Consider the following 16,882-nt stretch of genomic DNA (forward strand, 5'->3'; position numbering starts at 1 on the left):
CTTTCCTTTTAAAAATGAATCGCGTTTCCGTCTGCGGCTAACGCAGCTTCTCCAATCGCTTCTGACAGCGACGGATGCGGATGTATGGACTGGCCGATTTCCCAAGGCGTCGCGTCGAGCACCTTGGCAAGCCCCGCTTCAGAGATCATATCGGTGACGTGCGGGCCGATCATATGAACACCGAGAATATCATCTGTATTCCGATCGGCGACGATTTTGACAAAGCCGTCGCTTTCTCCGTATACAAGAGCCTTTCCGATCGCCATGAACGGAAACTTCCCGATCTTCAGTTCATGCCCTTTTCGAAGAGCTTCCTCTTCTGTCAGACCGACGCTCGCCGCTTCCGGATTTGAATAAATACATCTCGGCACAAGAGCGGCATCAAGTGGAGCCGGATTAAGACCCGCCATATGCTCAACGGCAATGATGCCCTCACGGGAGGCCACATGCGCAAGCTGCAGCCCGCCGACAACATCACCGATCGCATAAATGTGCGATTCCTTCGTCTGCCCAGCTTCGTTCACGATGATAGAACCGTTTTCCGCTTCAATATCCGTGTTTTCAAGCCCGATCCCTTCAATGTTCGGCTGGCGGCCGATGGAAACAAGCATTTGTTCCGCGTGATACGTTTCTTTTTTTCCATTCTTTTCAGCGGCAATTGAAACGCCGTCCGCTTTTTCCAATGTATCCGGAAGCACTTTCGCACCCGTCACGATCTTAATTCCTTTTTTCGTTAACAGTTTTTCCATCTCGCTTGAAATATCACGGTCTTCCGTCGGCAAAATGCGGTCCGCATATTCAATCACAGTGGTATTGACGCCGAAATCGTTCAGCATGGATGCCCATTCAATTCCGATGACACCGCCGCCGACGATCATCATGGATTGGGGCAGACGTTCAAGCTCAAGCGCTTCATCTGATGTCAGAATATAAGTACCGTCTGCTTCTAAACCCGGCAGCATTTTCGGCCTTGAACCGGTTGCGATAATCAATTGTTTCGGTATCAGCATGTCGTTTTCTTCACCATTTGCGTATTCGACGGAAACCGTACCGGGAAGAGGTGAGAAGATGGAAGGGCCGAGCATACGTCCGTACCCGTTGAATACATCAATCTTCCCCTTTTTCATCAAGTGGGCGACACCGCCGGCCAGCCGGTCAACGATTCCCTGCTTTCGTTTTTGCACGCTGTCAAAGCGGAGGGAGACACCTTCCGTTTCAATGCCGAATGCTGCCGCTTCCTTTGCGGTTCGGTACACTTCCGCGCTTCTTAACAGCGCCTTACTCGGGATACATCCTTTATGCAGGCATGTTCCGCCGAGCTTTTCTTTTTCTACAACGGCCGTTTTTAAGCCGAGCTGGGCCGCTCTGATGGCGGCTACATAACCGCCCGTGCCGCCACCCAGAATGACCACATCATACTCAGTCGCCATTTGTTTTCACTCCTTCGCCGATCTGATATTGCTTTGACTGCTCCTCACCGGCTAAAACCCGAAGCGCGCCTTGCGCGAGAGATTGCAGTTCATTTTCTCCCGGGTACACCAGTACATCCGAAATCCAATCTATGTACGATCTGATGGCGGATACGAAACTTTTCCCGTACGCCAAGCCGCCCGTCAGGACGATAATGTCTACTTTTCCTTTTAAAACGGCGCTTGCCGCCCCGATTTCTTTTGCTACTTGATAAGCCATTGCGTCATAAATGAGACGCGCGTTTTCATCTCCGGCCTGAATGCGTTTTTCCACCTTCACCGCGTCCGTTGTTCCCAGGTAGCCGGAGAGTCCGCCCGTGCCGACAAGTTTTTTCATCATATCGGCTTTTGAATACTTGCCGGAAAAACACATTTCCACCAAATCACCCGCCGGAACGGTTCCCGCGCGCTCCGGGCTGAAGGGTCCTTCTCCGTGAAGCCCGTTGTTGACATCCGTCACCCGTCCGCAATCATGGACACCGACTGTGGTGCCGCCGCCCATATGAGTGACGATCATCTTCATCTGTTCATACCGTTTGCCGAGGGACGCCGCCGCCTGACGGGCAACAGCTTTTTGGTTCAAAGCATGGAAAATGCTTTTCCGCTTGATTTCAGGCATTCCTGATACTTTAGCGAGCGGAGTCATCTCATCCACCACGACCGGATCGACGATATACGCGGGGATATTTAATCCGTCAGCTATTTCCCTGGCAATAATTCCGCCCAGATTAGATGCATGCTGGCCGTTGTAGCCGTTTTTCAAATCAGTGATCATGGCGTCATTCACTTCATATGTGCCGCCCTCAATCGGTCTGAGCAGGCCGCCTCTGGCACAAACGGCATCGAACTTTGAAATGTTGATGCCCTGTTCGTGCAAAGACTCAAGAATGCTTATTTTTCGAAATTCGTATTGGTCGATGATGGTGTTAAATGTTTTCAGCTCTTCTTCGGGATGCCGCAGCGTCTTTTCAAAGATACAGCGTTCATTGTGAAAGACACCGATTTTCGTTGATGTTGAGCCTGGATTCAGAATGAGAATGCGTTTTTCCTTTTCGAACATTTTCATACCTCCAGATCAAATTCCTATCGTCTGCTTAATATACTTTGGCCGTTTTGCAGAAACTGGCTTCTTGAACGGCGCATGCGCTCAATTCGTTCCTCAGCCAGACGGTCAGCCGCTAAGTATGTCGGAATGCCGTCACGCGCGGAAATATCGAGCACCCGCTCAATGTTTGCATAGATGCCTTCAACCTTTTTCAAAGCCCGCTCAGCATTGTAGCCGTAAAGCTCATCGGCCACATTGATGACGCCGCCTGCATTGATGACATAATCCGGAGCGTACACGATTCCCATTTCATGAATGGTATCGCCGTGACGTGTTTCTTTCAGCTGGTTATTGGCCGCTCCCGCAATGACTTTCGCCTTCAGCTGTTTAATCGTGTCATCGTTAATGACGGCGCCGAGAGCACATGGGGCATAAATATCGCACGCCTGTGAGTAAATGTCGTCGGGATCAACTGCGCGGGCGCCGAAGTCCTCAACGGCACGTTTAACAGATTCTTTATTGATATCCGTTACGATTAAAGAAGCACCTTCTTCGTGAAGGTGGCGGCATAGATTGTAAGCCACATTTCCCACGCCTTGCACGGCAATTGTTTTACCTTCCAGTGAATCAGTGCCAAACGCCGCTTTCGCTGCGGCTTTCATCCCTTTGTAGACGCCGTATGCCGTAACCGGGGACGGATTTCCTGATGAACCGAATGCCGGAGAAATTCCGGTTACATAGTCTGTTTCATCATGAATGATGTCCATATCTTCAACGGTTGTGCCGACGTCTTCCGCCGTAATATACCTTCCGTTTAAGCCTTGGATGTAGCGCCCGAACGCGCGGAACATTTCTTCATTTTTATCTTTGCGCGGGTCTCCGATAATAACGGTTTTCCCGCCGCCTAAGTTTAAACCGGCAGCCGCATTTTTATAAGTCATGCCTTTTGCGAGTCTTAGTGCATCTTCAATCGCCGCTTCTTCACTGTCATATGTCCACATTCTTGTTCCGCCGAGTGCTGGGCCGAGCGTCGTATCATGAATCGCGATGATCGCTTTTAATCCGGATTGTTCATCTTGGCAGAATACCAATTGTTCGTAATCATAAGTCTCCATATATTTAAAAATTTCCATAGGTTCGTTCCTCCTACTGTTCTTGTGATGCGCAAATCGCAAGCGCAATTGAATACAGTTTATTTTCTGCGGTATCCGCTCTGCTCGTTAATGCGATCGGCGCTTTTGCACCGGCGATGACGGCAGCAACATTTGCTTTCGCAAAATAAATCATTGACTTATAAAGCATATTTCCGGCCTCGATTGAAGGAACCAAGAGAATATCCGCCTGGCCCGCTACGCTTCCGGAAATCCCTTTTTGCAGCGCAGCCGCTTGGGATACGGCATTATCCAAAGCTAGCGGTCCGTCCGCAATGCAGCCGGTAATCTGCCCTCTGTTGCACATCTGGACGATCGCAGCCGCGTTCAGGGTCGCCTCCATTTTCGGATTAACCGTTTCAATAGCGGCAAGGACTGCTGCTTTCGGCATAGGATTCCCTACTGAATGTGCGACATGAACCGCATTTTGCAGAATATGCCCGAGCTCTTCAAGAGACGGGGCAATGTTCAGCGCTGAATCAGTCACATACATCAGCCGGTCATAGTCCGGCACCTCAAAAACGGCTACATGTGACAACACCCTTTTTGAACGAAGCCCTTCATGGCGGTTTAAAACCGATTTCAGAAGAGTTGAGCTCGGGAGATTCCCTTTCATTAAAACGTCCGCCTCTTGTTCACGCACTGCGCGCACTGCTTTTGCCGCAGATTCTTCGGGTGAATCGGCGTGGATGATTTCAGCATTGAACTTCGGCTCATTTGCCAGAAGCTCTTTCAGCTTTCCGCTGTCACCCGTCAGTAAAAATCGTGCCGACAAGTGTTCTGCCGCCATTTTGACGGCCTGGATCACTTCTTTATCTGCTGCGTGGGCCACTGCAATGGTTTTTGCGTTTTTTGCCGCGGCTTTTTCAACTAGGTCTCTCAGCTTCATTTTGTACCACCTTCCTTGTGCGAATCCGCTTTTAACAATGCAAGTTCCGTGCCAAATATGCGGGAGGGTTTATTCCGGCTTTTTTCAAGAAAACATGCAGCTGTTTGCGCTTTCTCTGCAATTTATTGCATGCCGTCATTTGCAAGGCCGTACTTGTCCATTTTGTAGTACAGGTTCCGAATGCTGACACCAAGCGCTTTTGCCGTTTTGGTTCGGTTGAATTTATGCTTTTCAAGCGTTTTTTGAATGACGTGCGCTTCAAATTTTTCAACAGCCTGAGACAGCTTTTCCCCTTCCACATCCGGAAAATCACTTTGGGTGCCGTTTTTTTCATTCAGCTCTGATTCAAAAACAGGCAGATGCTGCTGTTCGATCCGTTCCATGTGCGGCTCTAAAAATATCATTGCCCGTCCGAGAACATTTTCAAGCTCCCGGACGTTTCCCGGCCAGCTGTAGGCTGATAAAGCTCGCAGCGCGTTCGGCGTGAGCCCCTTTACATTGCGGCCGTAATCCTGATTGATTTTTTCAATGAGCCGAATGCTCAGCGCTTCAATATCTTCTTTGCGCTGCCGAAGCGGCGGGATTGAGATCGGATAGCGGTTAATCCGGTAATACAGGTCTTCACGGAACGCGCCTTCCGCCATGGCCTTTTCGATATTGACGTTTGTCGCTGCGATAATTCTGACATTGACAGAAATCGCTTTAGCGCCGCCGACTCTGATAATTTCTTTTTCCTGCAGAACTCTGAGCAGCTTTGCCTGGGTGCTTTGGGTCAGCTCTCCAATTTCATCTAAGAAAATGCTGCCGTTATTCGCTTCCTCAAAAAGTCCTTTTTTGCCTCCGCGCCTCGCGCCCGTAAACGCGCCTTCCTCATAGCCGAAAAGCTCGGATTCTAGCAGGGATTCAGACAGGGCCGCACAATTGACCCGAATGAACTTATTGTATTTTCGGTCGCTTTCATTATGGATGGCGTGGGCGAAAAGTTCTTTTCCTGTGCCGGATTCTCCCCGCAACAGAATCGTCGCCGGCGTTTTCGCCCCGAGCTTCGCCTGTTCAAGGGCGACCAGCATTTGTTCACTCGTGCCGATAATGTCATCAAACGTGTATTTCGCTTCAAGCGTGCGGATGATCTGGCGCGCCCGATTCAGCTCAGCAGTCAGCGTTTTAATTTCTGACACATCGTGAATGACGCCGACGCTGCCTTTTAAAATACCGTCCACAATAACGGGGGCAACATTTACGATGACATCCTTTTTATTGGGGCCGACCTTCATCCTCACACCCCGCACGGGCCGCCTTGTCCCCAATACTTTCAGATGCATGCTTTCCCCTTCTGAGATATCGGTGGAAGCGGGTTTTCCGATGACTTCGCTTTCTGACAGCCCGGTCATTTTTGTATACGCTTTGTTGATTAACATTCCGATGCCGTTTTCATCAACGACAGAAATGGCCTCGTCTGATGATTGTATAATCGCTTCAAGCATGGTGCGGATTTGTTTTAAGTTCGTGACCTCTTCCGCCAGTTCAACTGCGTCGGTGATGTCTTTAAACACGCATAACGCGCCGAGAAGTTTTCCGCCTTCATCAATGATCGGCAGTCTTGTCGTGACAATCTGCAGGTGCTTTCCGAGAAGCTGCTTCTGGTTATATTCCGGCTCTCTCGTTTCCAGAATCCGCGGCAGCTTTGTGTTCGGCACTACATCTTTAATTTGGCGGCCGATGACATCCTCCCGTTTTTGGCCGACCATTTTTTCTGCCATCTGATTAAATAAAATGATCGTTTCGTTGACGTCTATAAAAATCATGCCGTCGTGCGTTGAATTAAAAATCCGGTCATGCTTATACGTCTGCGACTTCAGCATTTGGATAAGCTGCTGTTTTTCCTCCATCAGCTGAAACACCATGTACGCCAATTTTCCCGGCATGACGATGGTTTGTTCTTTTTTTTCTTGGAGCAGCTCATCCATGACCGCTTTATCGCCTGTTGTATGGATGATAATATCTATATCTTCAGTTATGTAGGGTTTCCAATCTGATGAGGTTGCAATTCCATATTTCCGGGCTTCTTGCAGCCCTTGCGCCTCCGGATCTTGATCAACCACCGCAATAATCCGGATCAGCTTTGTTTTCATCAAAATCTGTAGGAGCGCCGTGCCTCCTTTACCAGCACCTATAATCAGCACCTTCTGCATCCCGATACCCCTTTATATGAAAAAATTTGCACACCTGTATTTCCCGTTGCAATAATTTGCACAACCCCTATGTTACCACGTTTTGATCTCTTGACAAAATATTTTTTCGATTGGACAATAAAGGAAAACATATCGTAAAGGGGTTTTCTGAATATGAGCCGGCTTGTTGCGCTTTTGATTCTGGTCCTCCCCGGCGCTGTCGCGGCGCTCGGCATTAAGCTGATGAGAGATGCATTGTTCGGGCATGCGTTTTCCCCGTTTCCGTCCCTTTTTCTTCAGGGGGCGGCCGGATTGGCGTTTTTTTTGTTCGGCCTTTATGTTCTGGCCGGGTTTATTCTGTACAGAGATCGGAAACGCAATCAAGTCAGCCCGCGGTTCAGGAAAAAAAAGCTGTAAAAAAGCCCTTGCAAAAAAAGGGCTTTTTCAGTCGTCCGGCAGTATTGTTTTGGCAATGGATTGATCCAGTTCTTCATAGTCATCGTAAGCGATCGTTTCATATAATTCTTTTCTCGTCTGCATATCCGAAAGCCCCTCTTTTTGCGAGCCTTCTTCTTTCAGAAGGCGGAAAATACGCTCAAAAGCCTTGGCCGCCGTTCTGAGTGACGTGACCGGGTAAATGACCATCTGACAGCCCATATCGGAAAATTCATCAGCACTGTAATACGGCGTTTTTCCGAATTCAGTCATGTTTGCGAGAATCGGCACACTGATTTGTTTGGAAAACGCTCTGAATTCACTTTCGGATTGGAGCGCTTCCGGAAAAACAGCGTCAGCACCCGCTTTTATATAATCGGACGCCCTTTTTAATGCCCCCTCCAGTCCTTCCTGCTGTCTGGCGTCTGTTCTCGCAACAACAAGAAGAGTCGGCGCGGCCCGCTTGACCGCTTGGATTTTTTGCGTCATTTCTTCAATCGGCACGAGCTGCTTCCCATTCAGATGTCCGCATTTTTTCGGCAGGCGTTGATCCTCCATCTGGACGGCGGCCGCGCGCGCTTCATACATTTCTTTCGCCGTCCGGGCGGCATTCAGCACTCCTCCGAAACCCGTGTCAATATCGACAAGGACGGGCAGATCAGACGAGCGGACCAGATCTTTAACCCGTTCAGCCATTTCCGCCGACGTGATGATCCCTAAATCGGGCAGCCCTCTGCTCGCCGTGTAAGCCGCGCCTGATAAATAAAGAGCCGAAAACCCCGTTTTCTTGGCGATAAGAGCGGCCATCGCATCATGGGCGCCGGGGATCTGCAGTAGATCCGGCGCTGTCATCAGCGTACGGAACCGCTCTGCAAGCTCCTCTTGAGACGACTGCTCGCTGACGATCCACGTCATGTTTGTCACCCTCCTATTTTATACGAGAAATAAGTCCATAAATTCACTAACGCTGAGCTTCTGCATTCGGCCTCTATGTTCGCAGGCCTCTTCGATTTTTCGCTGCTGCTTCAACGAAAAATGAGTGCTGATGTTTGCTGAAAACTTGGCAAGAATTTTCGGAACGGCTTCTTTTCTGCGGAACCGGTGCCCGAGCGGGTATTCACATTCAATCCGTCCCGTAGCCGTGCCGTCTGTAAAATGCACCTGTACGGCATTTGATATGGATCGCTTATTCGGGTCTAAGTAATCTTTTGAGTACGCTTTGTGTTCCGTCACCTCCATTTTGCTCCGCAATGTATCAATTCGCGGGTCAGACGCCGTTTCCTCTTCATAATGATCCGCCGTGATATCTCCGAAAAGCAGCCCGATTGCCGTAATGTACTGGAGGCAGTGATCCCGGTCAGCCGGATTGTGAAGCGGCCCTTTTTTATCGATAATCCGGATTGCCGACTCATGCGTCATAATCGTGATCCTGTCAATGTCTTCGATGCGGTCTTTCACCTCCGGATGAAGCCGGACCGCGCATTCCGCTGCTGTCTGCGCATGGAATTCAGCCGGGTAGGATACTTTAAACAGAACATTCTCCATCACATAGGACCCAAGCGGGCGGGCAAGCTTTATTTCCTGCCGGTTAAACAATACGTCTTGAAATCCCCACCCAGATGCGGTCAGAGCCGTCGGGTACCCCATTTCACCTTTGTGCGCCATAAGGGCCAAATATACCCCTCTGCTCGTCGCATCGCCGGCCGCCCATGATTTGCGTGATCCGGTATTCGGCGCATGACGGTACGTTCTGAGGCTTGAATTATCAATCCAGGCATGAGATACGGCGTTATTGATTTCCTCTTTTGAGCCGCCCAGCATTTGCGCGCAAACAGCCGCAGTCGCCACTTTCACAAACAGCACATGGTCAAGCCCCACTCTGTTTAAGCTGTTTTCCAAAGCGAGAATCCCTTGAATTTCGTGCGCTTTGATCATTGCGCAAAGCACATCGCGCACGATAAGCGGTTCTTTCCCTTCTGAAATCCGCACTCTGGATATATAATCCGCACAAGCCAATATGCCTCCGAGATTGTCAGACGGATGACCCCATTCCGCCGCAAGCCACGTATCATTATAATCAAGCCACCTGTTGATACAGCCGATATTAAAAGCAGCCGTGACCGGGTCTAAAACAAAAGGCGTGCCCGGGACTCTGCTGCCGTTGGGCACGGAGGTTCCCGGGACAATCGGGCCGAGCAGCTTTGTACATTCGGGATAGCTGAGCGCCAAAATTCCGCAGCCTATCGTATCAAGAAGCACATGTCCTGCCGTAGCGAAAGCTTCTGAACTGTCAATCTCCTGATGGAGCACGTAGTCCGAAATCTCTTCGATTACAGCGTCCATTCGGCGGGGTTCTGTCATGTTTTCATCTTCCTTTCTCATCTGTTTATAGGCGCGCTCCGGTATAGCGGACACGCGGGCGGAAAAGCCGGTTTCGGCTGTGCTGTTCAATGACGTGGGCACACAGGCCGACCGTGCGTGCGCTGAAGAATATAGGCGTGTACAGCGGTATCGGGATGCCGAGCATGTAATAGACCGGCGCTGCGTAGTAATCTAAATTCGGATAAAGGCCTTTTTTCTCCCTCATGACGGTTTCGCCGGCTTCACACATATGATAAAGACGGAAATCACCTGAAAGATCAGACAGCTTTTTTAACGCTTCTTTCATCATGAGCGCCCTCGGGTCCATTTTTTTCATGTAGACACGGTGGCCGAAGCCCATGATTTTTTCTTTGTTTGCGAGTTTTCGAGTTAATAATTGTGTAAACCCATCTGTATCCTTCGCTTCTTCAAGCATGTACATAACCGCTTCGTTCGCGCCGCCGTGAAGGTTTCCTTTAAGCGAGGCGACGGCTCCGGTCAGCGCGCCGTAAATATCCGATTGCGTCGAAGCAATGACACGGGCCGTAAACGTTGAATTCGGCAATTCATGCTCACTGTATAAAAGAAGCGACCTGTCGAAGATTTCTTCTTCCAAAGATGACGGCGTTTTTCCGGTAATCATATATAAAAAGTTTGCGCTGTATGATAAGGTTCCGACCGGCGCCAAAGGCTCCAGCCCGTTGATGACTCGATAGCTGTTGACCGTCAGATTCGGCATTTTGCCTATCAGTCCGCGTACACGGTGCTGATTTACGGAAGATGAACGGTCATCGATGTCCTTGTCAAAGCCTCCAAGCGCGGACAAACCCGTCCTCAGTCCGTCCATCGGGTGAGTATGTTCGGGCAGCAGACGGCATATGTGCAAGATTTCCTCGGGAAGGTGTCCGCCGCGCCGAACGTCTTCTTCAAGCGCCGCCTTCTCTTTCGCATCAGGAAGTCTGTCTTCCAATAAGAGATGAACAATGTCCATATAGCCGGCCGTTTTAGAAAGCTCAATCAGATCGTGGCCTTTGATTAAAATACTGCCCTGCTGTGTATCCAGGAAAGAAATCCCCGTTTCCACCGCAATGACGCCATCTAAACCGGGAGAATAAGATTCCATGGTTTCGCTCCTTTGCGCACTTTTTATTGAAGAAGATACTTAGAAATAATCAGCCTTTGAATCTCATTGGTTCCTTCATAAATTTGCGTGACTTTCGCATCCCGAAATAAACGCTCCGCGGGATACTCTTTCATATAGCCGTAACCGCCGTGAATCTGCACAGCCTCCACCGCCGCTTTCATCGCCGCATCGGACGCAAATTGCTTCGCCATAGATGCTTCTTTTCCGCACGGAAGCCCTCGCTGATACAGATCAGCAGCATGATAGACCAATAATTTGGCAGCTTCCGCATTCGTCGCCATGTCAGATAATTTAAATGAAACGGCCTGATTCGAAGCGATGGGTCTGCCGAACTGGCTGCGGGTTTTGGCGTACTCCACCGAGCAGCCGAGCGCCGCTTCGATAATCCCGAGCGCCTGAGCCGCTATGCCGATCCGTCCGACTTCAAGGTTTTTCATGGCGATTGAAAAGCCTTCGCCCTCTTCGCCGAGCCGGTTTTCAATCGGAATTTCCGCTTGGTCAAACTGCAAATCGACAGTATTGGAACCTAACAATCCGAGCTTTTTTTCTTTTTTTCCGATAGAAAAACCGGGTGTGTTTTTTTCAACGATAAACGCTGAAATCCCCTTTCTCCCCTTACCCGGATCGGTTATGGCGAATGTCAGATACAAATCTGCCGCTCCGCCGTTAGTAATAAAGATTTTTGAACCGTTCAGAATATATGAACCGCCTTTTTGTACGGCTCTTGTTTTCAGGCTTCCCGCATCAGATCCGGATTGAGGCTCAGTAAGCGCAAATGCCCCAATATATTCGCCCGCTGCCAGCTTCGGAATATACGCTTGTTTTTGGGCTTCTGTCCCGAAATGCAAAATCGGGATTGTCCCTACCGATGTGTGGACGGACAAAATGACGCCGACGGCCGCGCTGACTTTTGATATTTCATGAATCGCTAAAATGTAAGATGTTGTATCAGCACCCGCCCCGCCGTAAGTTTCCGGGACGGGAATGCCCATCAATCCCGCTTCGCCCATTTTTTTAATCAGCCGCTCCGGAAATTCATCTGTTGATTCCATGAGCTCAACCACCGGCGCGATTTCCTTGCGGGCAAAATCACGCACCATTTTTCTCATCATGATGTGCTCTTCTGTAAAATGCATAGCTGCCGTCTCCCCTCATGATCTTTACGTCATCTGCCGTACTCATAAAAACCGCGCCCGCTTTTTTTGCCGAGCCAGCCGGCGCTGACATATTTTCTGAGCAGAGGGCATGGGCGGTATTTCGGATCTCCGAGCCCCGCATAGAGAACCTCCATAATGGAAAGGCACGTATCCAGCCCGATGAAGTCAGCTAATGTTAAAGGACCCATCGGGTGCCGCATGCCGAGCTTCATCACCGCATCAATCGCTTCCTTTGAAGCTGCTCCTTCGTAAAGGCAATAAACGGCTTCGTTAATCATCGGCATTAATATGCGATTAGATATAAAGCCCGGGAAGTCATTGACTTCGACAGGGGTTTTATTCATCCGGACGGCAAGCTGCTTTACTGTTTCCGCCGTTTCTTCCGATGTGGCGAGTCCTCTGATGACTTCGACAAGCTCCATGACAGGAACCGGATTCATAAAATGCATGCCGATTACTTTTTCAGGCCTTTTTGTGGCCGCGGCAAGCTCTGTAATGGGAAGAGAAGACGTATTGCTTGCCAATACGGCATGAGGGGGACAGATTTTATCTAGTGTGTCAAACAATTCTGCTTTTGCTTTTTTGTTTTCGGCAATGGCTTCAATTATAAAATCAGCATCTTCCGCTTCTCTGAGTTCTGCCGGGGAAATACGGCTGAAAACGGCATCTGTCTCCTGCTGTGACTTCCGTCCTTTTGCCTGCTCTTTCTCCAGGTTTGTCTTTATGCGATGAAGACCTTTTGTTACCGTTTCCGGCTCCCAATCGTATAACTTGACGGCAAACCCGGCTTCTGCAGCCGTCTGCGCGATGCCTGCTCCCATCTGACCCGCACCTGCGACCATGATTGTTTTCATCTTCATCCGGCGCTCCCTCCTTTGATCAGTACACCTCAAGCAGGACGGCATCTCCTTGAGCCGCTCCGCTGCATATAGCAGCTACGCCTAAACCCCCTCCGCGACGCTTTAATTCGTATATTAAACTCATGATGATTCTCGCTCCGCTTGCGCCGATCGGGTGGCCGAACGCGATTGCCCCTCCGTTCACATTCACTTTTTCCCGGCTGAACCCGGCTATTTTTTCACTCACCAGCACGACGGACGCAAATGCTTCATTTACTTCAAACAAATCAATATCGTCAACGGACAGTCCGGTTTTTGTCAAGAGCCGGCTGATGGCCTCTCCCGGCGCGCTTGCCAGCTCGGACGCTTCCAGTCCGACTGACGCAAAGCCAAGTATCGCTGCGAGCGGCCTGACATGCTGCTTTGCGGCTTTTTCCTCTGACATCAGCACAAATGCTCCGGCCCCGTCATTTACACCGGGAGCGTTTCCGGCTGTAACCGTTCCGTCGGCTGTAAAAATTGGCTTGAGCGCTGCAAGCTGCTCAAGGCTCGTATCAGGGCGCAGCCCCTCATCCGCTTCAACGGTATGCTGTTTGCCCTTTTTGCCGGTCCAGGTGACGGGAACAATTTCTTCATGCAATTTGCCCGCTTCAGCCGCCTCTGCCGCGCGTTTCTGGCTCAAAAGAGCGTAATGATCCTGTTCATCCCGGGAAATGCCGTACTTTTTGGCCGCAGTGCTTCCGTGGACAGCCATATGGACCTGGTCGAACGCACAGGTCAGCCCGTCATGAACCATTAAATCCTGAAACACCCCGTCCCCCATCCTCACACCCCAGCGGCCGGCCGGAATGGCGTACGGAATGTTGCTCATGCTTTCCATTCCGCCTGCAATCAGCACGTCCGCATCTTTCGCCCGAATCATTTGATCACAGATGGTAACGGCCCTGAGCCCTGATGCACAGACCTTATTAATGGTTTCAGCCGGAACGGACCACGGAAGCCCGGCATATCTTGCAGCCTGCCGTGCCGGAATCTGCCCGGCACCCGCCTGGACGACCATTCCCATCACCGCTCCTTCCGCTTCGCTTTCACTGATAGCGGCGCGCTTGATTGCTTCTTTTATGGCAATGCCGCCAAGCTCGGCTGCCTTTACCTCTTTTAATGCGCCGCCGAATTTTCCGAACGGCGTTCTTGCCGCACTGACGATAACCGTTTTTCCCACAATTTTGCCTCACTTTCAATAAGATAAAAGATAACGCTTACACAAAACGCCCTGTTACAATATATGAACCGGCTGACCGAGTTATGAGTGCACCGCCTTTTTCCCGCCCATAAAAAAAGAAGACTGTCTGAACAGTCTTCTCAGCTGCGGCATTCTTCTTTTATAGAAACAGCCAGCTTTGGATAATCGGTAAAAATTGCGTCTGCTCCCGCTTTCATCAGCTGCTTCATATCCTCAGGACGATTGACGGTGAACGGACGGAGCGCCGCTTGGTGTTTTGCAAGATGTTTGATCACTTCAGCGCTGACCGCCGGCGTACCGAGCTTCGGATGATAACCCGAAGCGGGAATGGCTGCAAGATACCGTTCAGGCCGGTACAGTACATCCATTGTCAGCACCGCCCGTTCAATTTCAGGTGCCAGGGCGTGGCAAACCGCGAGACTCTCATGATTAAATGAAGAAAAAATAACGCGCTTTTCCAGTCCGTAATATCTGACTTTTTTAATCACTTCTTCTTCCATTCCTTCGTAACGGAATACACTGTTTTTCAGCTCAATGTTTATCAGAAAATCAGCACGTTCCGCAAAACGCAGCACATCTGACAAAAGCGGAATCCTGACTCCTTTAAAAGAATCTTTCCATTTTCCGGCGGCATCGGCGGTTCTGATTTTGTCATACGCCGTATCTTTCACAAATCCTTTCAAAGACGTTGTGCGGTCGAGGGTTTCATCGTGAATGACCACGATCCGGCCGTCTTTTGTCATCTGTACATCAAGTTCGATTCCGTCAGCCCCGTCCTCAATCGCTTTTTTGAATGCGGGCATCGTATTTTCAGGGCAGTCGCCCGACGCCCCCCGGTGGGCAAAAATATTCGTCATATGTGTCACCTCAGGTGTTTGTCATCGGTTTTCTCTATTATAATCGTTATGCACATAAGGAGGGCGCTATTTACACATATTTTATAATTACCGGCCGCTGTAATAGGTTTCGATTCCGTTTACAACGGCGTCTGCGGCGTGCTCTTGGCCGTTATCGCTTTTCAGCTTGTCCGCATCTTGAGGATTTGTGATAAAACCTAATTCAGCAAGCACACTCGGCATCTTTGAATATGTAATGACATAAAAAGGAGCTTCTTTTACGCCTCTGTCCCTCATCCCTAAAGACGTGACAAGCTGCTGCTGGATGTCGGAAGCAAGCCTTTCGCTGTCTGCTCCTTCATATGTCGAATTAAAATACGTTTCCGTGCCCGATGCCGTTGAGACGGCTGAATTCGTATGGAGGCTGACGAATAAATCGGATTGGCTGGCGCTTGCTTTCGCCACCCGCTCGTCCAAACGTAAAAAAGTATCGTCAGTCCTTGAAGCTACAGGTTTTGCGCCTTCTGTCTCCAATTTAGCAATCACCTTGTTTGACACCGCTAAATTGATGTTTTTCTCAAGCAGTCCATTTCCCCCGGCCCCGCTGTCTTCTCCGCCATGTCCGGCATCGATATAAATGGTTTTCCCTTGCAAAGGTTCAGCTGCATAAGCAGACGGCGCAAGCAGAAGCAGAGCGGCACCGAAGGCAGCAGCGCTTTTTGTCAGTAAACCCACGTTTTTTCCTCCCCGTTTTCACATATCTGTTTCTTTTTTCAGTTCCTCAAGCCGTAATTGTCCGTTGCTCTCTTTTTTATAGGTGATTTGCACCGCCGTATGTTCAGGCAGAGACTGACATTCAAACCGCTTAGCGAACGGCACCTTCACCTCTTGCCTTTCTCCGTCAATTTCGACCGCGATCGTATCGTTTCCGGCCGCTTTTATAAATGTTCCTTCCTGTGTAAATGACGGCGCCGCATCAGCCTCCGCGGTATACTCGCAGCCTGATAACAGCCATGCGGTGAAGATCAGAAGTATGACAGACTTCACACAGATCACCTCACGTTTTCTCATTCGGCTTTATCTTTGAACAGAATGGCCGATTTGTAAAGGGAGCCTTCATTCCTCCAGCGCTTTTCCATATTTGGAATGAAGGCTATCTGACCTGCTGTTTACCTGAACTTAGAAAGAAAACAAGCTGATCAGTCTATGAAAAAGGTTCTGTCTGAAGGCCGAATATGCAGAATTTAACGGAAACGGACGACTTTCTGTTCATTTTGAAAAAATATCAGATCGGCAAAAAAAAGAGAGCCGCGTCATGCGCTCTCCCGAATAGAAACATTCATATTTATTTTGAGCTTTTCATAAAATGAACGGGACAACTTAAAAGAGCAGCGTATTGGCGGCAATGATGAGAATAATCACTCCGCTCAGCACCGTGCTGAACTGTCCGACGTGAAAAGAACCGATGCGCAATGATGCGGCTTTTTTTCCAAGCGAGCAGCCGATCCATATCGTCAAAAAGCTTCCGACCGCCGCAGTAATGGAAATGGCAGCGGGAGAAAGCCCGATCAAACCCGCGCTTAATCCGTTGGTCAGCGCATTTGCGGATACGGCCACCCCGAGAACCATGGATTCCAATATACCGATTTCTCCCGAACCGTCGGCATCCGCTGCCTCCGGATTTTGCAGCAGACCGGCAAAACGGCCTTTTTTTCCTGACGCGCCAACACGCGCTGTTTTTCTCGGCACAGCCAGCAGAATGATGCGGATACCGATGACAGATAAAATAAACGCCGCCAGCAATACAGGAAGAAAGCCCGGTAAAACGGCTGAAATCCATTTGCCGAAATAAATTCCGATATAACTGAATACAAAACAGATAAAAGCGATCATCATATTCGACGCATGCGATATTTTGATTTTTCTGATGCCGTATGACATCCCCACTCCTAAATTATCAATGCTCGAGGACACTGCCAAACCTAAAATCAATAACCAAGCCATGTTCGTTTCTCTCCATTCTTTGATGTCTTTTCAACATGTTGTGCCGTTGAATCTACACTATCCTATTCAGCAGCACAGAAAAGGTACCTTTTCTGCAAAAATTATTGATTAATGATCATCATTCCGGCGGAAACGAGG

Annotated in this window: 16 protein-coding genes; 1 reads left to right on the forward strand and 15 read right to left on the reverse strand. The window is 49.6% G+C overall.

Annotated features, from left to right (window positions below; translation table 11 throughout):
• Positions 1 to 8: 8 nt before the first annotated feature.
• From lpdA to G4O42_RS11335, 5 genes are all read right to left on the reverse strand, one after another.
• Positions 9 to 1,430 carry a dihydrolipoyl dehydrogenase gene (gene lpdA / locus G4O42_RS11315; RefSeq protein ID WP_032874082.1) on the reverse strand — a complete coding sequence of 474 codons (1,422 nt, stop codon included), beginning with the start codon at positions 1,428 to 1,430 and terminating at the stop codon, positions 9 to 11.
• Positions 1,420 to 2,535 carry a butyrate kinase gene (buk, locus tag G4O42_RS11320; RefSeq protein ID WP_087920770.1) on the reverse strand — a complete coding sequence of 372 codons (1,116 nt, stop codon included), beginning with the start codon at positions 2,533 to 2,535 and terminating at the stop codon, positions 1,420 to 1,422. Before buk ends, lpdA begins: the two co-directional genes overlap by 11 nt.
• Before the next feature lie 17 nt (positions 2,536 to 2,552).
• Positions 2,553 to 3,647 (reverse strand): branched-chain amino acid dehydrogenase, encoded by a 1,095-nt coding sequence (gene bcd / locus G4O42_RS11325; protein ID WP_007612452.1) that lies wholly within the window; start codon positions 3,645 to 3,647, stop codon positions 2,553 to 2,555.
• A 13-nt stretch (positions 3,648 to 3,660) separates the two neighbouring features.
• Positions 3,661 to 4,554 carry a phosphate butyryltransferase gene (gene yqiS, locus G4O42_RS11330; RefSeq protein ID WP_015417787.1) on the reverse strand — a complete coding sequence of 298 codons (894 nt, stop codon included), beginning with the start codon at positions 4,552 to 4,554 and terminating at the stop codon, positions 3,661 to 3,663.
• A gap of 122 nt (positions 4,555 to 4,676) precedes the next feature.
• Positions 4,677 to 6,746: a sigma-54 interaction domain-containing protein gene (locus tag G4O42_RS11335; protein ID WP_032874078.1), complete on the reverse strand. Its 2,070-nt coding sequence runs from the start codon at positions 6,744 to 6,746 to the stop codon at positions 4,677 to 4,679.
• A gap of 153 nt (positions 6,747 to 6,899) precedes the next feature.
• Between G4O42_RS11335 and G4O42_RS11340 the strand changes: the two genes are divergently transcribed.
• Positions 6,900 to 7,142, forward strand: coding sequence for a DUF2627 domain-containing protein (locus tag G4O42_RS11340; RefSeq protein WP_007408378.1), 243 nt, complete (start codon positions 6,900 to 6,902; stop codon positions 7,140 to 7,142).
• Between the two features lie 27 nt (positions 7,143 to 7,169).
• Here the strand turns inward: G4O42_RS11340 and prpB are convergent, their stop codons facing one another.
• The 10 genes from prpB to ytaF form a co-directional block, all read right to left on the reverse strand.
• Positions 7,170 to 8,075 carry a methylisocitrate lyase gene (gene prpB / locus G4O42_RS11345; protein ID WP_032874076.1) on the reverse strand — a complete coding sequence of 302 codons (906 nt, stop codon included), beginning with the start codon at positions 8,073 to 8,075 and terminating at the stop codon, positions 7,170 to 7,172.
• Between the two features lie 18 nt (positions 8,076 to 8,093).
• Positions 8,094 to 9,521, reverse strand: a complete 1,428-nt coding sequence (locus G4O42_RS11350) for a bifunctional 2-methylcitrate dehydratase/aconitate hydratase (RefSeq protein ID WP_032874074.1) — start codon at positions 9,519 to 9,521, stop codon at positions 8,094 to 8,096.
• Positions 9,522 to 9,546: 25 nt separating this feature from the next.
• The gene (gene mmgD / locus G4O42_RS11355; protein WP_032874072.1) at positions 9,547 to 10,644 is read right to left on the reverse strand and encodes a citrate synthase; all 1,098 of its coding nucleotides are present in this window, start codon (positions 10,642 to 10,644) and stop codon (positions 9,547 to 9,549) included.
• A gap of 23 nt (positions 10,645 to 10,667) precedes the next feature.
• Entirely contained in the window at positions 10,668 to 11,801 is a 1,134-nt protein-coding gene (locus G4O42_RS11360) for an acyl-CoA dehydrogenase (protein ID WP_032874070.1), read from the reverse strand.
• Between the two features lie 29 nt (positions 11,802 to 11,830).
• Complete coding sequence (locus G4O42_RS11365; protein WP_032874068.1) at positions 11,831 to 12,682, reverse strand: 3-hydroxybutyryl-CoA dehydrogenase; 852 nt, start codon at positions 12,680 to 12,682, stop codon at positions 11,831 to 11,833.
• 19 nt (positions 12,683 to 12,701) lie between these two features.
• Positions 12,702 to 13,883: an acetyl-CoA C-acetyltransferase gene (locus tag G4O42_RS11370; RefSeq protein ID WP_032874066.1), complete on the reverse strand. Its 1,182-nt coding sequence runs from the start codon at positions 13,881 to 13,883 to the stop codon at positions 12,702 to 12,704.
• Between the two features lie 140 nt (positions 13,884 to 14,023).
• The gene (locus G4O42_RS11375; protein ID WP_032874064.1) at positions 14,024 to 14,761 is read right to left on the reverse strand and encodes a glycerophosphodiester phosphodiesterase; all 738 of its coding nucleotides are present in this window, start codon (positions 14,759 to 14,761) and stop codon (positions 14,024 to 14,026) included.
• Positions 14,762 to 14,848: 87 nt separating this feature from the next.
• Complete coding sequence (locus G4O42_RS11380) at positions 14,849 to 15,475, reverse strand: N-acetylmuramoyl-L-alanine amidase family protein (RefSeq protein WP_007612483.1); 627 nt, start codon at positions 15,473 to 15,475, stop codon at positions 14,849 to 14,851.
• A gap of 18 nt (positions 15,476 to 15,493) precedes the next feature.
• A complete protein-coding gene (locus G4O42_RS11385) occupies positions 15,494 to 15,811 on the reverse strand; it encodes a hypothetical protein (RefSeq protein WP_014721488.1) in 318 nt (105 codons plus the stop codon).
• 309 nt (positions 15,812 to 16,120) lie between these two features.
• Positions 16,121 to 16,744 (reverse strand): sporulation membrane protein YtaF, encoded by a 624-nt coding sequence (gene ytaF, locus G4O42_RS11390; RefSeq protein WP_007408366.1) that lies wholly within the window; start codon positions 16,742 to 16,744, stop codon positions 16,121 to 16,123.
• Positions 16,745 to 16,882: the final 138 nt, after the last annotated feature.

The sequence above is a fragment of the Bacillus sp. LUNF1 genome (assembly GCF_011008975.1).
Classification (GTDB): Bacteria; Bacillota; Bacilli; order Bacillales; family Bacillaceae; genus Bacillus; species Bacillus velezensis.

What these genes read in the sequence shown, in the direction of transcription:
- lpdA (WP_032874082.1), bottom strand. Translation starts at nt 1,430, where the DNA reads ATGGCGACTGAGTATGATGTGGTCATTCTGGGTGGCGGCACGGGCGGT.
- buk (WP_087920770.1), bottom strand. Translation starts at nt 2,535, where the DNA reads ATGAAAATGTTCGAAAAGGAAAAACGCATTCTCATTCTGAATCCAGGC.
- bcd (WP_007612452.1), bottom strand. Translation starts at nt 3,647, where the DNA reads ATGGAAATTTTTAAATATATGGAGACTTATGATTACGAACAATTGGTA.
- yqiS (WP_015417787.1), bottom strand. Translation starts at nt 4,554, where the DNA reads ATGAAGCTGAGAGACCTAGTTGAAAAAGCCGCGGCAAAAAACGCAAAA.
- G4O42_RS11335 (WP_032874078.1), bottom strand. Translation starts at nt 6,746, where the DNA reads ATGCAGAAGGTGCTGATTATAGGTGCTGGTAAAGGAGGCACGGCGCTC.
- G4O42_RS11340 (WP_007408378.1), top strand. Translation starts at nt 6,900, where the DNA reads ATGAGCCGGCTTGTTGCGCTTTTGATTCTGGTCCTCCCCGGCGCTGTC.
- prpB (WP_032874076.1), bottom strand. Translation starts at nt 8,075, where the DNA reads ATGACGTGGATCGTCAGCGAGCAGTCGTCTCAAGAGGAGCTTGCAGAG.
- G4O42_RS11350 (WP_032874074.1), bottom strand. Translation starts at nt 9,521, where the DNA reads ATGACAGAACCCCGCCGAATGGACGCTGTAATCGAAGAGATTTCGGAC.
- mmgD (WP_032874072.1), bottom strand. Translation starts at nt 10,644, where the DNA reads ATGGAATCTTATTCTCCCGGTTTAGATGGCGTCATTGCGGTGGAAACG.
- G4O42_RS11360 (WP_032874070.1), bottom strand. Translation starts at nt 11,801, where the DNA reads ATGCATTTTACAGAAGAGCACATCATGATGAGAAAAATGGTGCGTGAT.
- G4O42_RS11365 (WP_032874068.1), bottom strand. Translation starts at nt 12,682, where the DNA reads ATGAAGATGAAAACAATCATGGTCGCAGGTGCGGGTCAGATGGGAGCA.
- G4O42_RS11375 (WP_032874064.1), bottom strand. Translation starts at nt 14,761, where the DNA reads ATGACGAATATTTTTGCCCACCGGGGGGCGTCGGGCGACTGCCCTGAA.
- G4O42_RS11385 (WP_014721488.1), bottom strand. Translation starts at nt 15,811, where the DNA reads ATGAGAAAACGTGAGGTGATCTGTGTGAAGTCTGTCATACTTCTGATC.
- ytaF (WP_007408366.1), bottom strand. Translation starts at nt 16,744, where the DNA reads ATGGCTTGGTTATTGATTTTAGGTTTGGCAGTGTCCTCGAGCATTGAT.